Source organism: Serratia marcescens subsp. marcescens ATCC 13880, from assembly GCF_017299535.1.
Lineage (GTDB): Bacteria > Pseudomonadota > Gammaproteobacteria > Enterobacterales > Enterobacteriaceae > Serratia > Serratia marcescens.
This window is the reverse complement of record NZ_CP071238.1, coordinates 1,772,698-1,798,358: the sequence shown is the minus strand read 5'-3', so window position 1 is coordinate 1,798,358 and position 25,661 is coordinate 1,772,698. Positions and strand designations below refer to the sequence as shown.

The window sequence follows — 25,661 nt, the reverse complement described above, 5'->3', positions numbered from 1 at the left end:
ATCAGATGGCTAAACTTGAGGGGAAAACAAGGCAGACGGCTTTTTCGCCAGCACTTTTGCCGCTAAAAACACGATTTTTCAGATTATGCTGAATCAAGGAGCTATGCGCATGACCGCCCAGCAGTTCGTTTCACCTAATGAAATCCGCGCCAGATTCTCTCACGCGATGTCGGACATGTATCAAAAAGAGGTACCGCTGTACGGCGATCTGCTGGAGCTGGTGGCGGAAACCAACCGACAGGTTCTGCGCGAAGATGCCGCACTGGCTCATCAACTGCAAATCACCGGCGAGATCGAACGCCTGGCCATGGAGCGCCACGGCGCGATCCGGGTCGGTACGGCGGACGAACTGGCCACCCTGCGCCGCCTGTTCCGGGTGATGGGTATGGCGCCGGTCGGTTACTATGACCTATCGGTGGCGGGCGTTCCGGTACACTCCACCGCTTTTCGCGCCATACACGAAGACGCGCTGCAGATCAGTCCTTTCCGCGTGTTCACCTCCCTGCTGCGCCTGGAACTGATAGAAGATCCCGCGCTGCGTGCGCTGGCCGAGCGCTTGCTGGCGCGCCGCCGTATCTTTACCGATCGCGCGCTGGAGCTGATCGCGCTGCAGGAAGCGCAAGGCGGGCTGAATGAAGTGCAGGCGCAAGAATTTGTCGAACAAGCGCTGGAAACCTTCCGCTGGCACAACCAGGCGACGGTCAGCGCCGAAGAATACCGGCAGCTGCACGATCAGCATCGCCTGATCGCCGACGTGGTGGCGTTTAAAGGACCGCATATCAACCACCTGACACCACGCACGCTGGACATCGATCGCGTTCAGCAAGCGATGCCCGGCCGCGGTATTACGCCCAAAGCGGTCATCGAGGGCCCGCCGCGCCGCCGCCGCGCGATCCTGCTCCGCCAAACCAGCTTCAAAGCGCTGGAAGAAAGCGTCGATTTCGTTGAGCACGACGGCCACGCCGTCGCCGGTCACCATACCGCGCGCTTCGGCGAGATCGAACAACGTGGCGTGGCGCTAACGCCTAAAGGACGCGAACTTTACGACCGTTTGCTGCAGGCGACCAACGATGCGTTGCAGGCGCCGCCGAGCGAGAAGAATGCCGAGCGCTACTATCAACTGCTGGAGGAAAACTTCCGGGCGTTTCCGGATGATTACGCCACGCTGCGTGAGCAACAGCTGGCCTGGTTCCGCTATTTCCCGACCGAATGCGGCCTGGCGGCCAAAGAGTCGCTGGATAAGCACAGCACCCTGGAACAACTGATCGAGAAAGAACACGTTCGCTTCCAGCCTCTGGTGTATGAAGATTTTCTGCCGGTCAGCGCGGCGGGGATTTTCCAGTCAAACCTGGGCGACAGCCGCCACGCGCAGTACAACGCCGCTTCCAGCCGGGCAGCGTTTGAACAAGCGTTGGGCAGTGAGGTGATCGACGAGCTGGCGCTGTATCAGCAAACCCAGCAGCGTTCGCTGGAAGCCTGCGCGCAAGCCTTGGGACTTGCCACGCTGGCATCCTGAGATTACTTAGTCAGCAGAGATTCGATATCCTGCAGCAATTGCTCAGCCTGAGCGGAAGGTAGCACCGCATCAACCGGCAAATACCACCAATTAGGCTGGGCAAAGGCGCGACACTTCACCGCGTCCTTCTCCGTCATCAACAGCGTTTGATCGGCTGCAACCAGCGCCGCCAGCTGTTCCTGCTGATATTCCTGATGATCGGCAAACGCCACTTCCTGTACGACTTCGACGTTCAACTTTTCCAACGTCGCGAAGAAACGCGGCGGATGGCCGATGCCGGCCATCGCCACCACGCGCGGCAGCTCAGCCGCCGGGCGACGTTCACCGCTCAGCAGGTTCACCGCATCACGCGCCTGCAGGCGCATGGCAATTTCCCCGGCCTGCGCCACGCCGCCATTGGCGACGCGCGCATCGACGCTGCCAAGCCGCGCGGCACGCTCGCGCATCGGCCCGGCCGGCAACCACCAGCCGTTGCCGAAACGACGCACGCCGTCGATGACCACCAGCTCGAAGTCACGCTGTAAAGCGTAGTGCTGCAAACCGTCGTCGGTGATGATCACATCCAGCGGCTGTTGTTGCAGCAGGGCCTGCACCGCCTCGGCTCGCTTGGGCGCGATCGCCACAGGCGCACCGGTACGTTGATAAATCAGCACCGGCTCATCGCCCGCCTCGCGGGTCGACGTATTCTGACCGAGCACCAGCGGATAAACCGCCGACTTGCCGCCGTAGCCGCGTGACACCACGCCAACGCGATAGCCCCGCTGTTGCAGGTGTTCCACCAGCCAAATCACCATCGGCGTTTTGCCGTTGCCGCCGGCGGTGAGGTTACCCACCACCACTACCGGCACCGGCGAACGCCAACTTTTACGCAGGCCGCAGCGGTAACTGAGACGGATCAGCCAACTGAACAAGCCATAGAGCCACGAGAGCGGCAATAGCGCCAGATAAAGCAACGAACCGCCGGACCAGATGCGCTCAATCATTATTGACCAAACTGCATGCGGTGCAGCTGCGCATAGGCGCCTTGGCGCTCAAGCAACTCGGCGTGTTCACCGCGTTCGACGATGCGGCCGTCCTCCACCACCAGGATCTCGTCCGCCTTCTCAATGGTCGACAGACGGTGCGCGATCACCAGTGAAGTTCGGTCTTTCTGCAGTTCGTCCAGCGCGGCCTGAATGGCCCGCTCGGACTCGGTATCCAGCGCAGAGGTCGCCTCATCCAGGATCAGGATCGGGCAGTCACGCAGCAGCGCGCGCGCGATGGCAATGCGCTGGCGTTGGCCGCCGGACAGCATCACGCCGTTTTCACCGATCACCGTATCCAGACCGTTTTCCATCTTGTTGATGAAGTCCATCGCGTACGCCATTTCCGCCGCTTTCTCAATCTGCTCGCGGCTGTATTCGCTCTCGCGCGCATAGGCGATGTTGTTGGCGATGGTGTCGTTGAACAGGTGCACGTTTTGCGAAACTAGAGCCACCTGATTGCGCAGCGAGGCCAGGGTATATTCACGCAGATCGTGGCCATCCATCAGGATTTCGCCTTCCTGAATATCGTAGAAGCGCGTAAGCAGGTTGGCGATGGTGGATTTACCCGAACCGGAACGGCCCACCAACGCGACGGTTTTGCCCTCGGCGATTTTCAGGTTGATATCACGCAGCGCCGGCGTTTCTTTGGCCGGGTAGTAGAAGGTGACGTTGCGGAATTCGATATCGCCTTTCGCACGCTTCACTTCGCGGGTGCCGGTGTCTTTTTCCTGTTCCATATCCAAAATGGAGAACAGCGTCTGACAGGCCGCCATCCCTCGCTGGAACTGGGCATTGACGTTGGTCAGCGACTTCAGCGGACGCATCAGCGCGATCATCGACGAGAACACCACGGTAATGGTGCCGGCGGTCAGGGTTTCCATCACGCTTGGGAAGCTGGCGGCAAACAGCACGAACGCCAGGGCCAGCGAAGCAATCAGTTGAATGATCGGATCGGAAATGGAAGACGCGGAGACCAGTTTCATGCCCTGTTGGCGCATGCGGTTGCTCACCGAGTTAAAACGCTCGGTTTCTACCTGCTGGCCACCGAAAATCAGCACTTCTTTATGGCCTTTCAGCATCTGTTCGGCGCTGGTGGTCACCTGCCCCATGGTGTTCTGCATGTTCTTGCTGATGTTGCGGAAACGCTTGGACACCAGGCGAATGGCGATGGAGACGATCGGTGCCAGCACGATCAGGATCACCGACAGCTGCCAGCTGTAGTAGAACATCATGATGAACAGGCCAATGATCGAGGCTCCTTCACGCACCACGGTCACCAGCGCGCTGGAAGAGGAGGAAGCCACCTGCTCGGAATCATAGGTAATGCGCGACAGTAAAGTCCCGGTGGACTGCTGATCGAAGAAGGCCACCGGCATTCTCATCATGTGGCCAAACAGGCGGCGGCGCATTTGCATCACCACCATGCCGGAAACCCAGGAAATGCAGTAGCTTGAAACAAAGCTGGTCACGCCACGCATCAGCATCAGCGCAATCACCGCCAGCGGCATCCACACCAGCACGCTGCTGTCGGTTTTTCCAAACCCATCGTCCAATAACGGTTTAAGCAGAGACAGCATCAGCGTGTCCCCCGCTGCGTTCATAATCAACGCAATGGCGGCCACAATCAGCCCGGTCTTAAAAGGAGTGATCATCGGCCAGAGTCGACGGAACGTCTGCCAGGTCGAGAGATCTTTATCATTCATCATGCAAATACCAGCATCGGAAGAAATAGCGGCCTATTTTACTCATTATCACCCTCTACGCCAAACCGCTGATGGTACCAACGGGGTATTAATTGTTCGCGAAAGCCTTTAATTTGCCAATCGTTGGCGAAAAAAAGTACCGATAACTGACCGGAGCGCGTCGTATCGCGCCATTGAATGCCATTTGCCCGGTATCTGGCGACCACTTTCCGCGCCGGCAATCGCCATTTGTTGTAACGCGATGCGGACGCCAGCGCCGCTTCGGGATTGACCGCGCGCAGAAACGGCGGCGTAGAAGACGTCTTGCTGCCGTGATGCCCCACCTGCAACACCGTGGCAGCCAAACGATCGCGCCGCAACCGTAACAGCTGCTCCTCCGCCTTCTTTTCCGCATCGCCGGTGAGCAGCAAACTGTATTGCCCATCGTCGATGCGGATAACGCAGGAGTCGTCATTGACCGGCCTTTTGCGCGTTTTCGGTGGCCACAGCACCTCGAATTGCAGCGATTGCCAGCGCCAACGCTCACCGGCGACGCAGGGCAAGTGTCCTTCCCCGCGTATCGGGCTGCGCACCGTCGCCTGAGGAAACGCCCGCCGCATCATCGGCAGCCCGCCGATATGATCGAGGTGAATATGGCTGATAATGATCTGCTCCAGTTCAATATTCCGCCAGTTCAGCATCGGTAAGATATGCCGTTCGGCGGCGCTGCCCGCGGGCCAACGATCGCCGGTATCGTACAGTATCCCCTTGCCGTTTTGCTCGATAACCACCGCCAACCCGTGCCCGACATCAAGCATATCGACGCGCCAGCGATAGTCCGGCGCTTTGCCACGCCACAACACACAGCATACCGCCACCGCCGCCAGCCCCGGCGCATAGCGCCACCACCAATGAAAACGCCAGCAGATAACGATAAGCCATCCCGCTATGCTGGCCAGCAGCGAGGCGGTTCCCAAATCCACCCAACCGAGTTGCAGGTAATGCAGCGGCACAAACACCCCGCTCAACGTGAAATCTGCCAACCACCAAAGCCCGTAACTTAGCGAGGGGAGGACGCCGCCGATCACCGCCAGCAAAATCAACGGCACCGTCACCAATGAGACGATGGGCACCGCCCAAAGATTGGCGGGCAGCGAGGTCAGCGTCAGACCTAAGAACAGCGCGACCTGCATCGGCACCAGCAACAACGTCATGCCCAGCTGAATATGCAGCCAGCGCACCGGCGCCCAATACCAGGCCGACCGGAATCGCTCACCGAGCGGCGCCCATTCAAACCAAAAAATCAAACACCCCACCGCCAGCACCGACAGCCAGAAACTGTCTGACAAAACCGCCAACGGATCGCACAGCAAAATCAGCCCGATACACCACAACCACACTTGCCAGGAAGAACAATGAACGCCGCGCAAGCGCAGCAGCATCCACAGCGTCATCGCCAACGCGGTACGCACCGCCGGCGGCTGGGCGCCCACCAACCAAACATAGATCAGCGTCGCCACCCAGCCTGCGACCAATGGAAAGCGATAGCCAATCAAATGGGCGGGCAGAAAAAACTGCAGCGCGCGCAACGCGGCCCAGAACAAAATGGCGACCATCGCCACATGCAACCCTGAAATGGCCATCAGATGAGCGATGCCGGTTTTCAGCATCAGCGTGCGCAAAGCCTGCTCCAGCGCGGTTCGTTCCCCAAACGCCAGCGCCAGCAATACCGCCTTGTAACGCAATTCACCGATGTTGGTTTCCGCATGGCTGATGATGCGCTGGCGCAGCCCGCAATCGCCATCCAGCAAACGAGCCTGCCTGACCCGGCCCGTCAACGGCTGGCGCTGGGCGATCGCCCAACGTTGGCTGTCAAATCCGCCTTCATTGAGCTTGCCATGTACCGGCCGCAGGCGCAGTTTCAATTGCCAAAGCTGCCCAGCGCATAGCCGCTGCTGTTCGGGAGCCCACGTCGTGGTAAACGCCAGCGCAGGCGCCAACCAATGACCGTCGACCCGCTCGATGCGCATCAGCGTCTGTTTACTGGCGGCGGGCTCCAGCGCGACGCTGCTCACCTGCACCACCGCCGTCACGTCCGGCATGCGAGTTAAGCGATCCATTTGCCCGATCAGGCTGCCGGCGTTGAAAACCGCCCATATGAATCCCAATCCCAGACAGGCCAAATAGCGGCAGAATGGCCTGCGCGTGCGCAGCAGTAAACAGACAACAAGCACGAGCGGCCACAGCTGCCATTGCTCAGGCAACTGCGGTAAAACCAACAGCGGCAGGATGCCGCAGATAACGGCGAGTATCGCCAGATCCAGCGAAATTTTGATCGCTCTTCTCCCATCGGCTCCGCCATGAGCAAAAGCGCATCACGGCAAGCAAGCAGGATCATTCAGGCGACATGTCACCGCCAGCGGGCTTTAACGAAGATGCGGTGAACATGGCAGGATAAGAGAGATCTATGCAGGAGCCACATCGTAAATGCGGCGTAGTACGCAACTCGCGAGCATATCGCGGAGAATTGCAGGCGAAAAAAAACGGCGCCTTACAGGCACCGTTTTATATTCTTTTCAAGCAACAACGCTATGATCAGTCAGCGACTAGCCATAGATATTGGCGCGGTCACGCAACTCTTTGCCTGGCTTGAAGTGAGGAACGTATTTACCGTCCAGCTCTACTTTGTCACCGGTTTTCGGGTTGCGGCCTACACGCGGGGCACGGTAGTGAAGAGAAAAACTGCCGAATCCGCGGATCTCAATGCGTTCGCCCTCGGCCAGCGTTGCGGCCATGTGCTCAAGCATCTCTTTCACTGCATCCTCAACGGCCTTCGCCGGAATATGAGATTGCTGGCCAGCAAGTCTTTCAATAAGTTCAGACTTGGTCATAGTACCTCCAAGCTTTGCAGCTAAACTACCGTATCGGGGCGGTCAGCGACCGCCCCCCGTCATTACTCGCCTTTAGCCGCTTTGAAAGCTTCAGCCATTGCGTTAGAGAAGTTGCCTTCTTCCTGTTTGTTGTTAACAGTTGCGATGGCGTCTTTCTCGTCAGCTTCGTCCTTAGCACGTACGGACAGGCTTACAACGCGGTTCTTACGGTCAACGCCGGTGAATTTAGCTTCAACTTCGTCACCTACGTTCAGAACCAGAGTTGCATCTTCAATGCGGTCGCGAGAGGCTTCAGATGCACGCAGGTAACCTTCTACGCCGCCTGCCAATTCAACTGTAGCACCTTTGGCGTCAACTGCAGTGACTTTACCAGTAACAATAGCACCTTTCTTGTTCATAGACAGGTAGTTATTGAACGGGTCTTCAGCCAGTTGCTTCACGCCCAGGGAGATACGCTCGCGCTCTGCGTCAACTTGCAGAACAACCGCAGCGATTTCGTCGCCTTTCTTGTATTCACGTACTGCTTCTTCGCCTGCAACGTTCCAGGAGATGTCAGACAGGTGAACCAGGCCGTCGATGCCGCCGTCCAGGCCGATGAAGATACCGAAGTCAGTGATAGACTTGATTTTACCTTCAACGCGGTCGCCCTTGTTGTGGGTTTCTGCGAACTGCTGCCATGGGTTGGATTTGCACTGCTTCAGGCCCAGGGAGATACGACGACGTTCTTCATCGATGTCCAGAACCATCACTTCCACTACGTCGCCCACGTTAACAACTTTGGACGGATGGATGTTTTTGTTGGTCCAATCCATTTCAGAAACGTGTACCAGACCTTCAACGCCTTCTTCGATTTCTACGAAGCAGCCGTAATCAGTCAGGTTGGTTACACGGCCAGTCAGCTTGGTGCCTTCTGGGTAACGTTTCGCGATAGCAACCCATGGATCTTCGCCCAGCTGTTTCAGGCCCAGGGATACACGAGTACGCTCGCGGTCGAACTTCAGCACTTTAACAGTGATTTCATCGCCAACATTGACGATTTCGCTTGGGTGCTTAACGCGTTTCCAAGCCATGTCAGTGATGTGCAGCAGGCCGTCTACGCCGCCCAGATCAACGAATGCACCGTAGTCAGTGAGGTTCTTAACGATACCTTTAACTTCCATGCCTTCCTGCAGGTTTTCCAGCAGTTGATCGCGCTCAGCGCTGTTTTCGGATTCGATAACCGCACGGCGAGAAACGACAACGTTGTTGCGCTTCTGATCCAGCTTGATGACTTTGAACTCAAGCTCTTTGCCTTCCAGGTGCAGAGTGTCACGTACCGGACGCACGTCAACCAGGGAACCTGGCAGGAACGCGCGGATGCCGTTCAGCTCGACGGTGAAGCCACCCTTCACTTTGCCGTTGATAACACCGGTTACAGTCTCAGCTTCTTCGTAGGCTTTTTCCAGCGTGATCCAAGCTTCGTGACGCTTAGCTTTCTCACGGGACAGCAGGGTTTCACCGAAGCCGTCTTCAACAGCATCCAGAGCAACGTCAACTTCGTCACCAACCTGGATTTCCAGCTCGCCCTGGGCGTTTTTGAATTGCTCAGCCGGGATGGCAGACTCAGATTTCAGACCGGCGTCAACCAGTACGATATCTTTGTCGATAGCAACAACGACGCCACGAACGATGGAACCCGGGCGGGTTTCGATTTCTTTTAAGGATTCTTCAAAGAGTTGAGCGAAAGATTCAGTCATGTTGTTAATCTTCAGGGTTCTTTAGTTTAACGTCCATTTAGCGTCCCGCCGAATGGGGTTGTTTCACATACCCCGCCATTGGCTCCATGCCGACAGGGTTTAAGGTTACAGGGGTAAAATTTTACCCGATATATTGCGATACCGCTATGACAAATATGACAAAAAGCCAATAGCGCCGCCGCGCTTATTGCTGCGGCAACGCCAACACTTTCTGTGCATACGTCAACGCCTGCTGGATCACTTCCTCTATCGACATGCTGGTAGAATCCAGCACGAGGGCGTCAGAAGCGGGCACCAGAGGCGCGATAGGCCGATTACGGTCACGGTCGTCCCGTTCCTTTATCTCGGCTAAAAGACGTTCAAAGTTAACATTAAAGCCCTTCTCCTGCAACTGCAGCATGCGGCGGTGCGCGCGCTCCTCCGAGCTGGCGTCGAGGAAAATCTTGACCGGCGCGTCCGGGAACACCACCGTGCCCATGTCGCGGCCATCGGCAATCAGGCCGGGCGCCTCGCGAAACGCGCGCTGGCGGCGCAGCAACGCCTCGCGCACGCGCGGAAACGCCGCCGCTTGCGACGCGGTGTTGCCGACGGTTTCGGTGCGGATCTCATTGCTGACGTCCTCACCTTCCAAAATCACCTGCAGCTTGCCGTCCTGGGCAACGAAGCGAACATCGAGATGTGCGGCCAGCGGAACCAGCGCTTCCTCAGAAGTGATATCCACCTGATGATGCAACGCCGCCAGCGCCAGCACGCGGTAGATCGCGCCAGAATCCAGCAAACGCCAACCAAGGGACTCGGCCAACGCTTTACACAGCGTGCCTTTGCCTGCGCCACTTGGTCCATCAACGGTTATCACCGGGGCTGTAGCCGTCATTTCTCTCTCCTTCAGGTAGAAAACCTCACAGAGACACGGCGCGCTTCGACTCGAAGCCCGTGCGCTCTGCCACCTGCCCAATCAGGGGCAAATACGGTGGCGTATTATACGCTGCCCTACGGCAATCTGTTACCCTGGAACTGTCCGGTTGTTGAAAATAAGCGCACAACCGCGAAAAAGTATAGAAGAAACGCCGGTCGCCGAAGGTTAAAAACGATAAAGGCCCGCAAAGGGGCCTTAAAAGAAACGATTTGACGGGTTACGCCGGCTGGCTGATGCGCGCCAGCTGTTCGAAATAATCCGGGAAGGTCTTCGCGGTGCATTTCGGATCGAGAATGGTGACCGGCGTATCCGACAGCGCCACCAGCGAGAAGCACATCGCCATGCGGTGATCGTTGTAGGTGCCGATCTCGGCGAACTGCAGTTTGGCCGGCGGCACGACGTGAATGTAGTCTTCGCCTTCGTCCACTTCCGCCCCCACTTTACGCAACTCGGTAGCCATCGCCGCCAGACGGTCGGTCTCCTTCACCCGCCAGTTGTAGATATTGCGGATGGTGGTCGGCCCCTCGGCGAACAGCGCCGCGGTGGCGATGGTCATCGCCGCGTCCGGAATGTGGTTCATGTCCATGTCGATGCCGCGCAGTTCACCGCGGCTGCACTCAATGAAATCGTCGCCCCAGGTGATGCGCGCGCCCATTTTCTCCAGCACGTCGGCGAACTTGGTGTCGCCCTGCACGCTTTTGCGGCCGATGCCGGTCACGCGCACGGTGCCGCCCTTGATCGCCGCCGCCGCCAGGAAGTAAGAGGCGGAAGAAGCGTCGCCCTCAACCAGGTAGTCGCCCGGCGCGATATACGTCTGGCGCCCCTGGATATGGAATACCCGGTAGTTGTCGTGGCTCACCGATACGCCGAAGGTGCGCATCAGATGCAGCGTGATGTCGATGTAGGGCTTGGAAACCAGCTCGCCCTTGATGTGGATCTGCGTATCCTGCGGCGCCAGGGGCGCGGTCATCAGCAACGCGGTCAGGAACTGGCTGGAGACGCTGCCGTCAACGGTGACGTCACCGCCCTGGAAACCGCCGCGCAGGCGAATCGGCGGGTAATCGGTCTGCTCGAGGTAATCAATCTGCGCCCCGCCCTGGCGTAACGCGTCCACCAGATGGCCGATCGGGCGTTCTTTCATGCGGGGTTCCCCGGTCAGCACCACATCACCTTCACCAAGGCACAGCGCCGCCGCCAGTGGGCGCATCGCGGTGCCGGCATTGCCGAGGAACAGTTCCAGCGGTTGGTTGGCCACCAACGGCCCGGCCACGCCGGTCACTTCACACACGGTGCGGTCGGCGGAAAGCCGGTAGTTCACGCCCAACGCCTGCAGCGCATTCAGCATATGACGCACATCGTCGCTGTCCAGCAGGTTGGTCAGCCGGGTCGTTCCCTCCGCCAGCGCCGCCAGCAGCAGAGCGCGGTTAGAAACGCTCTTCGAGCCGGGTAAGTTGACGGTGCCATTGACCAGGGCGACCGGTTGTAACGTCAGGGAATCCACCATGTGAACAAAACTCTCCAATTCTGATAAACGAAACGGCTCCGGAATAATGCCGGAGCCGCTTTAATGCAAAAGGACAACAGCCTGAGCAGCCCGCGCCTGGCGGGCTGACGGAATCAACCGTGACGACGTTCGAAGTCGGTCATGAAGTCGGTCAGCGCCTGCACGCCGGCCAGCGGCATGGCATTGTAAATAGAAGCACGCATGCCGCCAACTACCCGGTGGCCTTTCAGCGCCTGCAGGCCGATGGCCTCGGCTTCGCTGAGGAACACCTTGTCCAGCGCCGCATCGGCCAGCTGGAACGGCACGTTCATCCAGGAACGGTTGGCGATCGCCACCTGGCTGCGGTAGAAGTCGGATTTATCGATGGCCGCGTACAGCAGCTCGGCCTTGGCCTGATTGCGTTTTTGCATCTCCACCAGGCCGCCCTGCTCTTTCAGCCATTTGAACACCAGCCCGGACAAGTACCAGGCGAAGGTTGGCGGGGTGTTGAACATCGAGTCGTTCTCGGCCAGCACGGTGTAATCGAGGATAGACGGCACTTCTTTGCGCGCCTTGCCCAGCAGATCGTCGCGCACGATCACCAGCGTCAGGCCGGCCGGGCCGATATTTTTCTGCGCGCCGGCGTAAATCACGCCGAAGCGGCTGACGTCGAGCGGGCGGGACAGAATGGTCGAGGAGTAATCGCCGATCACCACTTTGTCGCCGAAGTCCGGCGTTTCATCGATGGCCACGCCGTCGATGGTTTCATTCGGGCAATAATGCACGTAAGCCGCGTCGTTGCTCAGGTGCCACTCTTTCATCGGCTTGATGCCGCTCAGGCCGTCGATGCGGGTTTTCACGTCGATGACGTTCGGGGTGCAATACTTTTCCGCTTCCTTGATAGCGCTGTGCGCCCAATAACCGCCGTCGATATAGTCGGCGGTGGCCTTGTCGCCCAGCAGGTTCAGCGGCAGCGCGGCGAATTGTGCGCGGGCGCCGCCGTGGCAAAACAGCACTTTATAGTTGGAGGGGACTTTCAGCAGATCGCGCAGATCCTGTTCCGCCTGCTCGGCAACGGCGATGAATTCTTTGCTGCGGTGACTGATCTCCATCACTGACGTGCCCAGGCCGTGCCAATTGCACAGTTCCTGTTCCGCACGACGCAACACTTCCACCGGCAGCATCGCCGGGCCAGAGCTAAAATTATAAACCTGAGTCATTTCCCCTCACCACATTCACTGTTCGCCGCAGAAAAGCGACCTGTCGAAAAGATGCCCGAAGCTAACGCTCGCGTTAACCAACCCATCGGTTTTATCACTCACGCCCCATGGCTGCAACGCTTATTCGCCCGTCGGCGGCAAACGGTCGCGCCGGGTGATGACAGGCTCTGCGGCCGTCGCGATTGTTTGGACGATAAAACCCTGCGACATGGGGAAATTCAGCGGGTTAACGCGGTGTTTTATGCTGTATTCAGCCGAGATGGCTGCGGGAGCCCGGACGGCCCCCGCAGGAGAGAAAACGATCAGTACTGATTGAACATCTGCTGGATCTGCTTCGCGTCTTTGGTTTGCGTCAGCGCCAGCTGCAGCAGAATGCGCGCTTTTTGCGGATTCAGCGTGCCGGCGGCCACGAAGCCGTATTTGGCGTCGTCCACTTCCGCATCCTCGGTGGTCGCGCCGGTCGGCACGCGCGAAGAACGCACCACCGCCACGCCGTTGTGCGCCGCCGTCGCCAAGGTGTCGAACACGGTTTTATACAGGTTACCGTTGCCGACCCCGGCGCTGACGATGCCCTGATATCCTTCGGCGATCAGCGCCTTGGCCGGCGCATCGGAGGCGTTGGCGTAGTTGTAGACGATGCCGACCTTCGGCAGCTCGTTCAGCTTGCTGACGTCGAACGGCGTCTCCCGGGTATGCTTGCGCTGCGGCGAACGCTGGTAATCGATCTTGCCGTTGTGGATGTACCCCAGCGGGCCGAAGTTCGGCGACTGGAAGGTCTGCACGGCGGTGGTATTGGTCTTGGTGACGTCGCGCGCGTCCAGCACGGTGTCGTTCATCGCCACCAGCACCCCGCGGTTGGCCGATTGCGGATCCGCCGCCGTCACCACCGCGTTATACAGGTTGAACGGGCCGTCGGCGCTCATCGCCGTCGCCGGCCGCATCGCCCCGACCAGCACCACCGGCTTGTCGCACTTCACCGTCAGATCGAGGAAATAGGCCGTCTCTTCCAGCGTATCGGTACCGTGGGTGATGACGAAGCCGTCGGTTTTGCCGCAGTCGGCGTCAATTTTCTTCACCAGCGTCAGCCAGACCTGATCGTTCATGTCCTGCGAGCCGATGTTCACCACCTGCTCCCCCCGCACGTTGGCGATGTTTTTCAACGCCGGCACCGCATCGACCAGCGCCTCGACGCCCAGCTTGCCCGCGGTATAGTTGGATTTCGTCGCCGAATCGCCGCCGCCGGCAATGGTGCCGCCGGTCGCCAGCAGGGTGATGTTGGGCAGCGCCAGCGCCGAAGCGCTGACGCCGGTCAACAAGAGGGTTAACACGCTGAGTTTCACTGATTTCATTAGATTTCTCCGTGACAGATAACTCGCTGAATTATGGCCTTTATCCTTAAAAAAACTGTGACTTTGCCACCGCTTTAGGAATACGTGGAGCTCCAGCGTAAAACCCCGTATCATTGCGCGTTTTTAGTACGCGCAAAAAGTGAAGACAATGACGCAAACTTTTATCCCCGGTAAAGACGCCGCCCTGGAAGACTCCATCGCCCGTTTCCAGCAGAAACTGAGCGACCTCGGTTTCAACATCGAAGAAGCCTCCTGGCTGAACCCGGTGCCGCACGTGTGGTCGGTGCACATTCGCGATCGCGATTGCCCGCTGTGCTTCACCAACGGCAAAGGCGCCAGCAAAAAAGCCGCGCTGGCCTCCGCGCTGGGTGAATATTTCGAGCGCCTGTCCACCAACTACTTCTTTGCCGATTTCTATCTGGGCCGGCAGATCGCCGAAGGCGACTTCGTGCACTACCCGAATGAGAAATGGTTCCCGATCCCTGAAGACGACGCGCTGCCGGCCGGCATCCTCGACGAACGCCTGCACGCCTTCTACGATCCGCAGCAAGAGCTGAGCGCCAGCGATCTGGTCGATCTGCAGTCCGGCAACGCCGATCGCGGCGTGTGCGCGCTGCCGTTTACCCGTCAGTCCGACCAGCAAACCGTGTACATCCCGATGAATATCATCGGCAACCTGTATGTTTCCAACGGCATGTCCGCCGGCAACACCGCCAACGAAGCGCGCGTGCAGGGCCTGTCGGAAGTGTTCGAGCGTTATGTGAAAAACCGCATCATCGCCGAATCCATCAGCCTGCCGGCGATCCCGGACGAAGTGCTGAACCGCTACCCGGGCGTGGTGGAAGCCATCGCCAAGTTGGAAGAGGAAGGTTTCCCGATCCTCTCCTATGACGCCTCGCTGGGCGGCAACTACCCGGTGATCTGCGTGGTGCTGTTCAACCCGACCAACGGCACCTGCTTCGCTTCATTCGGCGCGCATCCTGACTTCGGCGTGGCGCTGGAGCGCACGGTAACCGAACTGCTGCAGGGCCGCAGCCTGAAAGATCTCGACGTGTTCACCGCGCCGACCTTCGATGACGAAGAAGTGGCGGAACACACCAACCTGGAAACGCACTTCATCGACTCCAGCGGCCTGATCTCCTGGGATCTGTTCAAACAGGATGCCGATTACCCGTTCGTTGACTGGAACTTCAGCGGCAGCACGCAGGAAGAGTTCGCCACCCTGATGAGCATCTTCGACAAGGAAGACGCGGAAGTGTACATCGCCGACTACGAGCACCTGGGCGTCTACGCTTGCCGCATCATCGTGCCGGGCATGTCCGATATCTACCCGGCGGAAGACCTGCTGCTGGCCAACAACAGCATGGGCGCGCACCTGCGCGATACGCTGCTGGCGCTGCCGGGCAGCGAGTGGGAGCCGGAAGAATACCTGGCGCTGATCGAGCAGCTGGACGACGAAGGGCTGGACGATTTCACCCGCGTACGCGAACTGCTGGGCATTGCCAGCGGCAAAGACAACGCCTGGCATACCCTGCGCGTGGGCGAGCTGAAGTCGATGCTGGCGCTGGCGGGCGGCGATCTGGATCAGGCGCTGATCTGGACCGAATGGACGCAGGACTTCAACGCCTCGGTGCTGAGCCCGGCGCGCAGCAACTACTACCGCTGCCTGCAAACGCTGCTGCTGCTGGCGCAGGAGCCTGAACGCGAAGCGGCGCAATACTATACCGCGTTCGTGAAAATGTACGGCCAGGAAGCGGTCGACGCCGCCTCCGCCGCCATCAGCGGTGAAGAGCGCTTCAACGGGCTGTTCGCCGTCGATGCCGATCTGAAGGCGCTGCCGGCGCATCAGGCGCTGCTGGCGGCTTACGAGAAGCTGCAGGCGGCCAAACGCCGCCACTGGGCCAAGGCCTAAGCATCATCAGGGGGTGCCACCACTTTGGGAGTACCCCTGTTGCCAAACGCCGCACTCCGTTGCGGCGTTTTCATTTTTGCGGTTTATTTCAACGCATTCGGTTTTATTTTTTCGCCGGGAAATAGGCGGTTAAACGGCCATAAAAATAAATAAACCGTCAATTGTTGCCGGACGGTGAAATAATAATTAACCGATAATTAAACTTTCAGCGCCGCGCGGCGACAAAACGCCTAAAAATTTAACTTTACTCTACGCCGACCATTCGGTGGATTCAAAAAAATTTGCAAACATTAAAAAAATGTTTTTGATTAAAAATCAATAAATTAACCACAAAAACCACACAAAAAACACGCCATTTCGCCGCTCTACTTCCCCGCCTTATGATCCAAATCAAATTTTCCCCTATACTGCTTTGCTAGTATCTCATTGCGTTGTTTTAACCCTTAAGAGCGAGAGTTAGTTTGAAAACTGACAGCCCATTCGATCTGATTTTACCTGCGGCAACGGCGAAAATCGCTGAAGATGCCGGCGTGTATAAAGCCACCAAACATCCGCTGAAAACGTTTTATTTGGCGATCACCGCCGGTGTCTTCATTTCCATCGCCTTCGTCTTCTACATCACGGCGACCACCGGCACCGCCGGCGTGCCTTTCGGGCTGGCGAAACTGGTCGGCGGCATCTGCTTCTCTCTCGGGTTAATGCTGGTGGTGGTGTCGGGCGCCGACCTGTTCACTTCTACCGTACTTATCGTCATCGCCAAGGCCAGCGGCCGCATCAGTTGGGGCCAGCTGGGCGCCAACTGGCTGAACGTTTATCTCGGCAACCTGGTCGGCGCGCTGTTCTTCGTGGCGCTGATCTGGTTCTCCGGCGAGTATATGGTCGCCAACGGCCAGTGGGGCCTGAATGTTCTGCAAACCGCGGACCACAAGCTGCATCACACCTTTATCGAAGCCGTCTGCCTCGGCATTCTGGCTAACCTGATGGTCTGCCTGGCGGTCTGGATGAGCTACTCCGGCCGCACCCTGACCGACAAGATGCTCGCCATGGTGCTGCCGGTCGGTATGTTTGTCGCCAGCGGCTTCGAACACAGCATCGCCAACATGTTTATGATCCCTATGGGCATCGTGGTCAAACACTTCGCCACGCCGGAATTCTGGCAAGCCGTAGGGGCGGTACCTGAGCAATTCGCTCATCTGACAGTAAGCAACTTCATCATCGACAACCTGATTCCGGTCACCCTCGGTAACATCATCGGCGGCGGTCTGCTGGTTGGGTTGACTTACTGGGTAATTTATCTGCGCGGGGGCCGCGAACAGCACTAAGCTGTGAGTTACCGCGCGCAGAGTTAGAAATCCACAATCAAAGGTAGGTGTACAATGACCGAACTTAACGAGAAATTAGCCAACGCTTGGGAAGGTTTCAGCAAGGGTGACTGGCAGAATGAAGTCAACGTTCGTGACTTCATCCAGAAAAACTACACGCCTTATGAAGGTGACGAATCCTTCCTGGCTGGCGCAACTCAAGCCACCACCACCTTGTGGGACAAGGTTATGGAAGGGATCAAACTGGAAAACCGCACTCATGCGCCGGTTGATTTCGACACCAACGTTGCTTCAACCATCATTTCTCACGACGCGGGTTACATCGCCAAAGAGCTGGAAACCATCGTGGGTCTGCAGACCGACGCCCCTCTGAAACGCGCGCTGATCCCGTTCGGCGGCATCAAAATGGTCGAAGGTTCGTGCAAAGTGTACGGCCGCGAGCTGGATCCGCAGCTGAAAAAAGTGTTCACCGAATACCGTAAAACCCACAACCAGGGCGTATTCGACGTTTACACCAAAGACATCCTGAACTGCCGTAAATCCGGCGTGCTGACCGGTCTGCCAGACGCCTACGGCCGCGGCCGCATCATCGGCGACTACCGCCGCGTGGCGCTGTACGGCATCGACTTCCTGATGGCCGACAAACTGAACCAGTTCAAATCGCTGCAGGAAAAACTGGAAAACGGCGAAGACCTGGAAATGACCATCCAGCTGCGCGAAGAGATCGCTGAACAGCACCGCGCACTGGCTCAGATCAAAGAGATGGCCGCCAAATACGGCTACGACATCTCCGGCCCGGCCACCAGCGCGCAAGAAGCGGTGCAGTGGACCTACTTCGGCTACCTGGCCGCGGTGAAATCCCAGAACGGCGCCGCCATGTCCTTCGGCCGCGTGTCCACCTTCCTCGACGTGTTCATCGAACGCGACATCAAGGCGGGCAAACTGACCGAAGAACAAGCGCAGGAACTGATCGACCACCTGGTGATGAAACTGCGTATGGTGCGCTTCCTGCGTACCCCTGAGTACGATGAGCTGTTCTCCGGCGACCCAATCTGGGCGACTGAGTCCCTGGCCGGTATGGGCGTCGACGGCCGTACCCTGGTCACCAAAAACAGCTTCCGCTTCCTGAACACCCTGTACACCATGGGGCCGTCGCCGGAGCCGAACATGACCATCCTGTGGTCTGAGAAGCTGCCGCTGAACTTCAAGAAATTCGCGGCGAAAGTGTCCATCGACACCTCTTCCGTTCAGTACGAAAACGACGACCTGATGCGCCCTGACTTCAACAACGATGACTATGCCATCGCTTGCTGCGTCAGCCCGATGATCGTCGGCAAACAAATGCAGTTCTTCGGCGCCCGCGCCAACCTGGCGAAAACCATGCTGTACGCCATCAACGGCGGCGTTGACGAAAAACTGAAAATGCAGGTCGGCCCGAAAGAAGCGCCGATGATGGACGAAGTGCTGGACTATGACAAAGTCATGGCGCGCATGGACCACTTTATGGATTGGCTGGCCAAGCAGTACGTGACCGCGCTGAACATCATTCACTACATGCACGACAAGTACAGCTACGAAGCTGCGCTGATGGCGCTGCATGACCGTGACGTTTATCGCACCATGGCTTGCGGCATCGCCGGTCTGTCCGTTGCGGCCGACTCCCTGTCCGCCATCAAGTACGCGAAAGTCACCACCATTCGCGACGAAGACGGCCTGGCTATCGACTTCAAAGTGGAAGGCGAGTATCCGCAGTTCGGTAACAACGACGCCCGCGTCGATGACATCGCCTGCGACCTGGTGGAACGTTTCATGAAGAAAATTCAGAAACTGCGCACCTACCGCAACGCAGTACCGACTCAGTCCGTACTGACCATCACCTCCAACGTGGTGTACGGCAAGAAAACCGGTAACACCCCGGATGGCCGCCGCGCCGGCGCACCATTCGGCCCAGGCGCCAACCCGATGCACGGCCGCGACCAGAAAGGCGCAGTAGCCTCCCTGACCTCGGTAGCCAAACTGCCGTTTGCCTACGCGAAAGACGGGATCTCCTACACCTTCTCCATCGTGCCTAACGCGCTGGGTAAAGACGACGACGTGCGTAAAGCCAACCTGGCGGGCCTGATGGATGGTTACTTCCACCATGAAGCCTCCATCGAAGGCGGCCAGCACCTGAACGTCAACGTAATGAACCGCGAAATGCTGCTGGACGCGATGGAAAACCCTGAGAAATACCCTCAGCTGACCATCCGCGTCTCCGGTTACGCCGTGCGCTTCAACTCGCTGACCAAAGAGCAACAGCAGGACGTCATTACTCGTACCTTCACTCAAACGATGTAATAACGCCGACCGGGCGGGAAACCGCCCGGTGCCAACGTCAGGGCCGGTTCTGCCGGCCCTTTTCTCCCACCGCTCTCCCCTGACTCTGTACGAGTCTGTTTTGCCGGACATCTATACTGAAATGGATAGCCGGCAAAACAGTTATCCGGCAACTGACCGGCCGACAGGCATCATTACCCCCGGTGGCGGATCCCCCGCCGCTGCATCGCAGATACCTGGCCGGCGGCCACGCGCCTATTTTTAGACTGCGTTTGACAGTCCATATTGGAGAAAACCCCGCAATGTCAGTAACTGGTCGCATCCACTCCTTCGAATCCTGCGGCACCGTCGATGGGCCCGGGATCCGCTTTATCGTCTTCTTCCAGGGCTGCCTGATGCGCTGCCTCTATTGCCATAACCGTGACACCTGGGACACCCACGGCGGCAAAGAAGTGACCGTCGAAGAGCTGATGAAAGACGCGGTGGCCTACCGCCACTTCATGAACGCTTCCGGCGGCGGCGTGACCGCGTCCGGCGGCGAGGCGATCCTGCAGGCTGAATTCGTGCGCGACTGGTTCCGCGCCTGCCATGCCGAAGGCATCAACACCTGCCTGGACACCAATGGCTTTGTACGCCGCTACGATCCGGTGATCGACGAATTGCTGGACACCACCGATCTGGTGATGCTGGATCTGAAACAGATGAACGACGAGATCCACCAGAATCTGGTCGGCGTCTCCAACCACCGCACGTTGGAATTCGCCCGCTATCTGGCGAAACGCAACCAGCGCACCTGGATCCGTTACGTGGTGGTGCCGGGCTGGTCAGACGACGATAAATCGGCGCACCTGCTGGGCGAGTTCACCAAAGACATGACCAACATCGAGAAAATCGAGCTGCTGCCTTACCACGAGCTGGGCAAGCACAAATGGATAGCGATGGGGGAAGAGTACAAACTGGACGGCGTACATCCGCCGAAGGCCGAGACCATGGATCGCGTCAAAGGCATCCTGGAAAGCTACGGCCACAAAGTGATTTACTGATTGGCGCACGCCAAAAGAAAAACCGGCTCATGGCCGGTTTTTTTATGCTCAGGCGGCGGCGAACGGCGTGTGGTGGCGATCCGGCTTTTGCTTTTTCAGCAGCATCAGCAGGTAAACCAGCGCCACGGCGGCGATCATCACGAACAGCACGCGATCGGAGTAGTTTTGCATCAGCAGCGCCGTCATCGATGGGCCCAGCAGGCTGCCGATGGTGTAACTCATCAGCAGCGCCTGGTTCATCGCCACCAGTTCGTGCGGCATTGCCTTCTCGCAGGCCCAGGACATCGCCACCGGGTAAAGGGTAAAGCCAGCGCAGCCGAGGATGAACAGCGAAGGCGCCATGGCGTAGTTGCCGAGCATCGCCACGCTGGCGAGGATCACCACGAACACCTGAATGCGCAGCACCAGCAGGCGCCCGTAACGATCGGCCAGGCGCCCGACCGGCCATTGCCCGACGATGCCGGAGCTGACCAGCAGCGCCATCCAGTAACCCACGTTGGCGTCACTCATGCCCTGATGGGAGAGATACAGCGGCATCAGGCCATACAGCGAACCGAGCACGATGCCGGAGATGATGCAGCCGTTGATGCCGAGGCGCGCGCTGCGGCGTCTCAACATTGTCCATACCGCCGCCTGCTGCGGCTCGTCTTCATGGCGGTTGACCCGCGCGAACAGCATTGGCAACATCGCGCTGATCACAATGGCGGTCACCCACGGCACCACGTGCAGCAATTCGGTCGAGGTCATGCTCAACAGCAATTGGCCGGTCACCGTACCGAGGTAATAGACTATCATATAGGCCGCCAGCAGCTGGCCACGGTTGCTCAGGTTACCGCTGCGCAACAGCGCGCTCTCCACGATCACCCAGATCCAGGCGCAACCGACGCCGGCGAAGAAGCGCCAGCCCAGCCAGCTCCAGAAATCGATCGACAGCACCATGCCGGCGGTCGCCGCGGCGAACACCAGACAAGAAAGATGATAGCTGCGGGTAAAGCCGACGCGCTGGATCAGTCTGCCCGCCACCAACGTGCCCAACAGGTTACCGCTGAAATAAGAGGAGCTGACCATGCCCACCTGCCAGGTTGACAGCTGGGCATGGGTTAACCAAAGCGGCACTAACGTATTCAAAACGGCAATGGATACCGTGAGCAGCAAAAGGCCGCAGAGCAATAGGAGCACTGGGCGGGAGTATGCGGACATAGTGAAATTGTGACCGAACGCGCAATGAGAGTGCGCGCATCATGCCACTGGCGATAAAAAAGTCAATCGCCTCTTATCATTCCAGCGCACGATTTGTTTCCGGCTAAGCGGCTGAAAAAGCGCTATGCTCAGCGCAGAGCGAATTTAACGACGGAGAAGCGAGATGAGTCAGGCAAATAATGCGGCGGTCGAGACCTTGCTGGCAGACATCGGCAGCACGCACGGCGAGCTGCTGGAGATCGTACAACAGGTGCGCCGGGTCGCCACGGCGAGCGGCAGTGGCGTCACCGAATCGGTCAAATACGGCGGCATCATGTTCTCGCATACTCAATTTTTCTGCGGCGTTTTCGCCTACCGCAGTCACGTCACGGTGGAATTCGGCCAAGGGCACCGACTGGAAGATCGCTATCAGCAACTTGAAGGCAACGGCCAATATCGGCGGCACATCAAGCTCCACTCGCTCGCCGAGGTGAAAAGCAAGCATCTGGCGGACTACATTAAACAGGCCTACGCGCTGGCGACAGACTGAATTCTCGACATAAAAAAAGCGCCCGCAGGCGCTTTTTTCTCGTAGCTTGCCGTTTAGCCGATGTATTCCAGGCCGCCCATATAAGGACGCAGCACTTCAGGCACCTGAATGCGACCGTCGGCCTGCTGGTAGTTTTCCAGCACCGCCACCAGCGTACGGCCGACCGCCAGGCCGGAGCCGTTCAGCGTGTGAACCAGACGCGGCTTCTTGTCGGCCTTGCTGCGGCAACGCGCCTGCATGCGACGCGCCTGGAAGTCCCACATGTTGGAGCAGGACGAGATCTCGCGGTAGGTGTTCTGCGCCGGCAGCCACACTTCCAGATCGTAGGTCTTGCATGCGCCGAAGCCCATATCGCCGGTGCACAGCAGCACCTTGCGGTAAGGCAGGTTCAGCAGCTGCAGCACTTTTTCCGCGTGGCCGGTCAGCTCTTCCAGGGCATCCATCGAATCTTCCGGACGGACGATCTGCACCATCTCGACCTTGTCGAACTGGTGCATGCGGATCAAACCGCGGGTATCGCGACCGTAAGAACCGGCTTCCGCACGGAAGCATGGCGTGTGCGCGGTCATCTTCAGCGGCAGAGTTTCCTCTTCCACGATCTCGTCGCGCACCAGGTTGGTCAGCGGCACTTCCGCCGTTGGGATCAGCGCGTAGTTGCTGCTGTCGGCTTCTTCTTCCAGCGGGCGGGTATGGAACAGATCTTCGCCGAACTTCGGCAGTTGGCCGGTGCCATACAGCGTGGCGTGGTTGACCAGATAAGGTACGTAGGCCTCCAGGTAGCCGTGCTGCTCGGTGTGCAGATCCAGCATGAACTGGGACAGCGCGCGGTGCATGCGGGCGATTTGCCCTTTCATGACCACGAAACGCGAACCGGTCAGCTTAACCGCGGCGGCAAAATCCAGCCCGCCGGCCATTTCGCCCAGATCGACGTGATCGCGCACCGCGAAGTCGTACTGGCGCGGTTCGCCCCAGCGGGTGACTTCCAGGTTTTCGCTGTCGTCTTTACCATCCGGCACCGCGTCGTCCGGCAGGTTAGGCAGCGTCAGAGCGTAATCGCGGATCTCGCTTTGCAGCGCATCCAGCGCCGCCTTGGCGGCATCCAGCTTGTCACCCAGCTCGTTCACTTCGCGACGCAGCGGCTCGATGTCTTCCCCACGCGCTTTGGCCGCGCCGATGGATTTCGATCGGGAGTTGCGTTCCGCTTGCAGCGTTTCAGTTTCTACCTGCAGAACTTTGCGGCGTTCTTCCTGCGAACGCAGCAGATCCAGATCGAGTTTAAAGCCTCGGCGAGCCAGTTTGACGGCGACTGCGTCTAGCTCATTACGCAGCAGATTGGGATCGAGCATGCTAATCCTGTGCTTGTTGTTATTGAAAGAAGTGTTGTTGTTCTATGCGGCTGATTTATAGCCGCATAAAAGAAGAGTGATACCCGCTAACCTTACCGCAACGGCCACGCTAGCGGTAGCGTTTTGTCGGGCTATTTTGATCCTGCTCAGCCAGCCATGCCAACTTTTCGCCGATTTTCCCTTCCAGCCCGCGCGAGGTCGGTTGGTAGTAGCGCGTATGGGCCATTTCGGGCGGGAAATAGCTCTCACCGGCGGCGTAGGCGTTGGGTTCGTCGTGGGCGTAACGGTATTCCGCCCCCAGCCCCATCTCCTTCATCAGCTTGGTCGGCGCGTTGCGCAGGTGCTCCGGCACGTCATAATCGGCCTGCTCTTTGGCATCGCGCATGGCGGCCTTGAACGCGGTGTAAACCGCATTGCTTTTCGGCGCGCAGGCCAGGTAAACAATCGCCTGCGCGATGGCGCGTTCGCCCTCGGCCGGCCCCACGCGGGTGAAGCAATCCCAGGCGGCGATCGCCACCTGCATGCCGCGCGGATCGGCGTTGCCCACGTCTTCAGAGGCAATCGCCAACAGACGGCGCGCCACATAGAGCGGATCGCCGCCGGCGGTAATGATGCGCGCATACCAGTACAGCGCGGCGTCCGGCGCCGAACCGCGCACTGATTTATGCAGCGCGGAAATCAGGTCGTAATAACGGTCGCCCTTGTTGTCGAAGCGCGCGCTGCGCTCGCCCGACACCTCTTTCAGCAACTCCGGCGTCAGCACCCGCACGCCTTTGGCATCGATCTCCGCCATGTCCGCCATCATTTCCAGGCTGTTCAGCGCCCGGCGCGCATCGCCGCCCACCAACTCCGACAGCAGGCGGCGCGTTTCCGCGGGCAGCTCGACGTTCTGATTGCCAAAGCCGCGCGCCTTGTCGCTCATCGCCTGATCCAGCACCTGGCCGATATCTTCGGCGGTCAGCGCCTTCAGCAGGTAAACGCGGGCGCGGGACAACAGCGCCGAGTTCAGTTCGAACGACGGGTTTTCGGTGGTGGCGCCGATAAAGGTGATGGTGCCGTCTTCGATATGCGGCAGGAAAGCGTCCTGCTGGCTTTTGTTAAAGCGGTGCACTTCGTCGACGAACAGGATGGTGCGGCGGCCGGCGTCGCGGTTTTGCCGCGCCCGCTCAATCGCCTCGCGGATCTCCTTGATGCCGGAGGTCACGGCAGAGATCCGTTCGACATCCGCCTGGCCATAACGGCCGATCAGCTCTGCCAACGTCGTCTTCCCGGTGCCCGGCGGCCCCCATAAAATCATCGAGTGCAGTTGCCCGGCCTCAATGGCGCGCGGCAGCGGCTTGCCGGCGGCCAGCAGGTGTTGCTGGCCGATATACTGCGCCAGCGTGGTCGGCCGCATGCGCGCGGCCAACGGCTGGAACTCGTTCTGGGAAAAATCGAGCGACAGATTATTACTCACTTGCACCTCACTGGCGCTGGTCGTCCAGCGTCACCCCCTTCGGCGGGGTAAATTTGAATTTGGCCGGATCGGCGGCGACGTTCTGCTGGCTTTTCAGCGTATAAGCACTACGCTGGCCATCCTGCTCCACCGCGGCGAAGCTGCGGATGGTGCCGCTGTTGGTCACGCTGATGGCGAATTGCTTCAGGTTGCCGCTGGCGGATTTTGGCGTTAATTCAAAATCATCGCCCTTTTGCTTCACGTTGTACTGTTTCCAGTCGCTGGCGTTATTGCGGGTGATCAGCATAAACGGCGTATTGCCGGTGGCGTTCTTCAGCCAGGTCGCCGTCACCTGCTCGACGAACGGGTTGTAAAACCACAGGGTTTGACCATCGGAGACCAGCACGCTCTCATCGGGTGACGTCATGTGCCAGTTGAACAGGTTCGGCCGCTTCACCCACAGCTCGCCTTCACCCTGTTGCACCGCGGCGCCTTCGGCGCTGGTCACGGTTTGCGAGAAGCTGGCGTGGAAACTGTTCACCTTCGCCAGGCGACTTTGCAGATCCTGTGCGGCGTCGGCCAGCACGGAGGTAGAAGCGAATCCCGAAAGCAGACAGCAGGCAACTAACAGTTTTTTCATTATTCCAGATACCTTATGAAATGCGTTAACCGCAGGGCGACGCCGTGCGGGCCAATCAACCCTTTACTCCCGTTACTTTACCTGAAGCCGGCGATCGGCC

General features: G+C 58.7%; 19 protein-coding genes. 6 read left to right on the top strand and 13 right to left on the bottom strand.

Annotated features, from left to right (window positions below):
• Window positions 1-109 precede the first annotated feature (109 nt).
• Window positions 110-1,516 carry a 2-oxoadipate dioxygenase/decarboxylase HglS gene (hglS, locus tag J0F90_RS08470; protein WP_016928315.1) on the top strand — a complete coding sequence of 469 codons (1,407 nt, stop codon included), beginning with the start codon at window positions 110-112 and terminating at the stop codon, window positions 1,514-1,516.
• Window positions 1,517-1,518: 2 nt separating this feature from the next.
• On the opposite strand, the gene lpxK is transcribed toward hglS, so the two are convergent.
• The 9 genes from lpxK to ansB all read right to left on the bottom strand — a co-directional run bounded on the left by lpxK (window position 1,519) and on the right by ansB (window position 13,818).
• Entirely contained in the window at window positions 1,519-2,499 is a 981-nt protein-coding gene (lpxK, locus tag J0F90_RS08465; protein ID WP_016928316.1) for a tetraacyldisaccharide 4'-kinase, read from the bottom strand.
• Window positions 2,499-4,247 carry a lipid A ABC transporter ATP-binding protein/permease MsbA gene (msbA, locus tag J0F90_RS08460; RefSeq protein WP_021504329.1) on the bottom strand — a complete coding sequence of 583 codons (1,749 nt, stop codon included), beginning with the start codon at window positions 4,245-4,247 and terminating at the stop codon, window positions 2,499-2,501. Before msbA ends, lpxK begins: the two co-directional genes overlap by 1 nt.
• Before the next feature lie 35 nt (window positions 4,248-4,282).
• Window positions 4,283-6,514 (bottom strand): ComEC family protein, encoded by a 2,232-nt coding sequence (locus J0F90_RS08455; RefSeq protein WP_392391994.1) that lies wholly within the window; start codon window positions 6,512-6,514, stop codon window positions 4,283-4,285.
• A 315-nt stretch (window positions 6,515-6,829) separates the two neighbouring features.
• A complete protein-coding gene (ihfB, locus tag J0F90_RS08450) occupies window positions 6,830-7,114 on the bottom strand; it encodes an integration host factor subunit beta (RefSeq protein ID WP_004928264.1) in 285 nt (94 codons plus the stop codon).
• A 62-nt stretch (window positions 7,115-7,176) separates the two neighbouring features.
• Window positions 7,177-8,850, bottom strand: a complete 1,674-nt coding sequence (gene rpsA / locus J0F90_RS08445) for a 30S ribosomal protein S1 (RefSeq protein ID WP_004928267.1) — start codon at window positions 8,848-8,850, stop codon at window positions 7,177-7,179.
• Between the two features lie 184 nt (window positions 8,851-9,034).
• On the bottom strand, window positions 9,035-9,724 hold the full coding sequence (gene cmk, locus J0F90_RS08440; RefSeq protein WP_028127992.1) for a (d)CMP kinase: 690 nt from the start codon (window positions 9,722-9,724) through the stop codon (window positions 9,035-9,037).
• 259 nt (window positions 9,725-9,983) lie between these two features.
• A complete protein-coding gene (gene aroA, locus J0F90_RS08435) occupies window positions 9,984-11,270 on the bottom strand; it encodes a 3-phosphoshikimate 1-carboxyvinyltransferase (protein ID WP_016928320.1) in 1,287 nt (428 codons plus the stop codon).
• A gap of 113 nt (window positions 11,271-11,383) precedes the next feature.
• A complete protein-coding gene (gene serC, locus J0F90_RS08430; RefSeq protein WP_033640815.1) occupies window positions 11,384-12,469 on the bottom strand; it encodes a 3-phosphoserine/phosphohydroxythreonine transaminase in 1,086 nt (361 codons plus the stop codon).
• Window positions 12,470-12,771: 302 nt separating this feature from the next.
• Window positions 12,772-13,818, bottom strand: a complete 1,047-nt coding sequence (gene ansB, locus J0F90_RS08425; protein WP_033640816.1) for an L-asparaginase 2 — start codon at window positions 13,816-13,818, stop codon at window positions 12,772-12,774.
• Between the two features lie 148 nt (window positions 13,819-13,966).
• Between ansB and ycaO the strand changes: the two genes are divergently transcribed.
• The 4 genes from ycaO to pflA all read left to right on the top strand — a co-directional run bounded on the left by ycaO (window position 13,967) and on the right by pflA (window position 20,411).
• Window positions 13,967-15,730: a 30S ribosomal protein S12 methylthiotransferase accessory factor YcaO gene (gene ycaO, locus J0F90_RS08420; RefSeq protein ID WP_033640817.1), complete on the top strand. Its 1,764-nt coding sequence runs from the start codon at window positions 13,967-13,969 to the stop codon at window positions 15,728-15,730.
• Window positions 15,731-16,191: 461 nt separating this feature from the next.
• Entirely contained in the window at window positions 16,192-17,052 is an 861-nt protein-coding gene (gene focA, locus J0F90_RS08415; protein ID WP_004928284.1) for a formate transporter FocA, read from the top strand.
• A 54-nt stretch (window positions 17,053-17,106) separates the two neighbouring features.
• Window positions 17,107-19,389, top strand: a complete 2,283-nt coding sequence (gene pflB / locus J0F90_RS08410; RefSeq protein ID WP_016928324.1) for a formate C-acetyltransferase — start codon at window positions 17,107-17,109, stop codon at window positions 19,387-19,389.
• A gap of 281 nt (window positions 19,390-19,670) precedes the next feature.
• A complete protein-coding gene (gene pflA, locus J0F90_RS08405) occupies window positions 19,671-20,411 on the top strand; it encodes a pyruvate formate lyase 1-activating protein (RefSeq protein ID WP_031299859.1) in 741 nt (246 codons plus the stop codon).
• Between the two features lie 48 nt (window positions 20,412-20,459).
• On the opposite strand, the gene J0F90_RS08400 is transcribed toward pflA, so the two are convergent.
• Entirely contained in the window at window positions 20,460-21,611 is a 1,152-nt protein-coding gene (locus J0F90_RS08400; protein WP_028127990.1) for an MFS transporter, read from the bottom strand.
• A 163-nt stretch (window positions 21,612-21,774) separates the two neighbouring features.
• Between J0F90_RS08400 and J0F90_RS08395 the strand changes: the two genes are divergently transcribed.
• On the top strand, window positions 21,775-22,140 hold the full coding sequence (locus J0F90_RS08395) for a DUF1801 domain-containing protein (RefSeq protein WP_033640818.1): 366 nt from the start codon (window positions 21,775-21,777) through the stop codon (window positions 22,138-22,140).
• A gap of 53 nt (window positions 22,141-22,193) precedes the next feature.
• Here the strand turns inward: J0F90_RS08395 and serS are convergent, their stop codons facing one another.
• From serS to lolA, 3 genes are all read right to left on the bottom strand, one after another.
• Window positions 22,194-23,486 (bottom strand): serine--tRNA ligase, encoded by a 1,293-nt coding sequence (gene serS, locus J0F90_RS08390; RefSeq protein ID WP_016928328.1) that lies wholly within the window; start codon window positions 23,484-23,486, stop codon window positions 22,194-22,196.
• Between the two features lie 109 nt (window positions 23,487-23,595).
• Entirely contained in the window at window positions 23,596-24,882 is a 1,287-nt protein-coding gene (locus J0F90_RS08385; RefSeq protein ID WP_042706225.1) for a replication-associated recombination protein A, read from the bottom strand.
• Between the two features lie 67 nt (window positions 24,883-24,949).
• Window positions 24,950-25,561, bottom strand: a complete 612-nt coding sequence (gene lolA / locus J0F90_RS08380; RefSeq protein WP_015377319.1) for an outer membrane lipoprotein periplasmic chaperone LolA — start codon at window positions 25,559-25,561, stop codon at window positions 24,950-24,952.
• Window positions 25,562-25,661 lie beyond the last annotated feature (100 nt).

What these genes read in the sequence shown, in the direction of transcription:
- ansB (WP_033640816.1), bottom strand. Translation starts at nt 13,818, where the DNA reads ATGAAATCAGTGAAACTCAGCGTGTTAACCCTCTTGTTGACCGGCGTC.
- msbA (WP_021504329.1), bottom strand. Translation starts at nt 4,247, where the DNA reads ATGATGAATGATAAAGATCTCTCGACCTGGCAGACGTTCCGTCGACTC.
- serC (WP_033640815.1), bottom strand. Translation starts at nt 12,469, where the DNA reads ATGACTCAGGTTTATAATTTTAGCTCTGGCCCGGCGATGCTGCCGGTG.
- cmk (WP_028127992.1), bottom strand. Translation starts at nt 9,724, where the DNA reads ATGACGGCTACAGCCCCGGTGATAACCGTTGATGGACCAAGTGGCGCA.
- J0F90_RS08395 (WP_033640818.1), top strand. Translation starts at nt 21,775, where the DNA reads ATGAGTCAGGCAAATAATGCGGCGGTCGAGACCTTGCTGGCAGACATC.
- rpsA (WP_004928267.1), bottom strand. Translation starts at nt 8,850, where the DNA reads ATGACTGAATCTTTCGCTCAACTCTTTGAAGAATCCTTAAAAGAAATC.
- lpxK (WP_016928316.1), bottom strand. Translation starts at nt 2,499, where the DNA reads ATGATTGAGCGCATCTGGTCCGGCGGTTCGTTGCTTTATCTGGCGCTA.
- ycaO (WP_033640817.1), top strand. Translation starts at nt 13,967, where the DNA reads ATGACGCAAACTTTTATCCCCGGTAAAGACGCCGCCCTGGAAGACTCC.
- hglS (WP_016928315.1), top strand. Translation starts at nt 110, where the DNA reads ATGACCGCCCAGCAGTTCGTTTCACCTAATGAAATCCGCGCCAGATTC.
- aroA (WP_016928320.1), bottom strand. Translation starts at nt 11,270, where the DNA reads ATGGTGGATTCCCTGACGTTACAACCGGTCGCCCTGGTCAATGGCACC.
- ihfB (WP_004928264.1), bottom strand. Translation starts at nt 7,114, where the DNA reads ATGACCAAGTCTGAACTTATTGAAAGACTTGCTGGCCAGCAATCTCAT.
- pflB (WP_016928324.1), top strand. Translation starts at nt 17,107, where the DNA reads ATGACCGAACTTAACGAGAAATTAGCCAACGCTTGGGAAGGTTTCAGC.
- serS (WP_016928328.1), bottom strand. Translation starts at nt 23,486, where the DNA reads ATGCTCGATCCCAATCTGCTGCGTAATGAGCTAGACGCAGTCGCCGTC.
- J0F90_RS08400 (WP_028127990.1), bottom strand. Translation starts at nt 21,611, where the DNA reads ATGTCCGCATACTCCCGCCCAGTGCTCCTATTGCTCTGCGGCCTTTTG.
- pflA (WP_031299859.1), top strand. Translation starts at nt 19,671, where the DNA reads ATGTCAGTAACTGGTCGCATCCACTCCTTCGAATCCTGCGGCACCGTC.
- J0F90_RS08385 (WP_042706225.1), bottom strand. Translation starts at nt 24,882, where the DNA reads ATGCGGCCGACCACGCTGGCGCAGTATATCGGCCAGCAACACCTGCTG.
- lolA (WP_015377319.1), bottom strand. Translation starts at nt 25,561, where the DNA reads ATGAAAAAACTGTTAGTTGCCTGCTGTCTGCTTTCGGGATTCGCTTCT.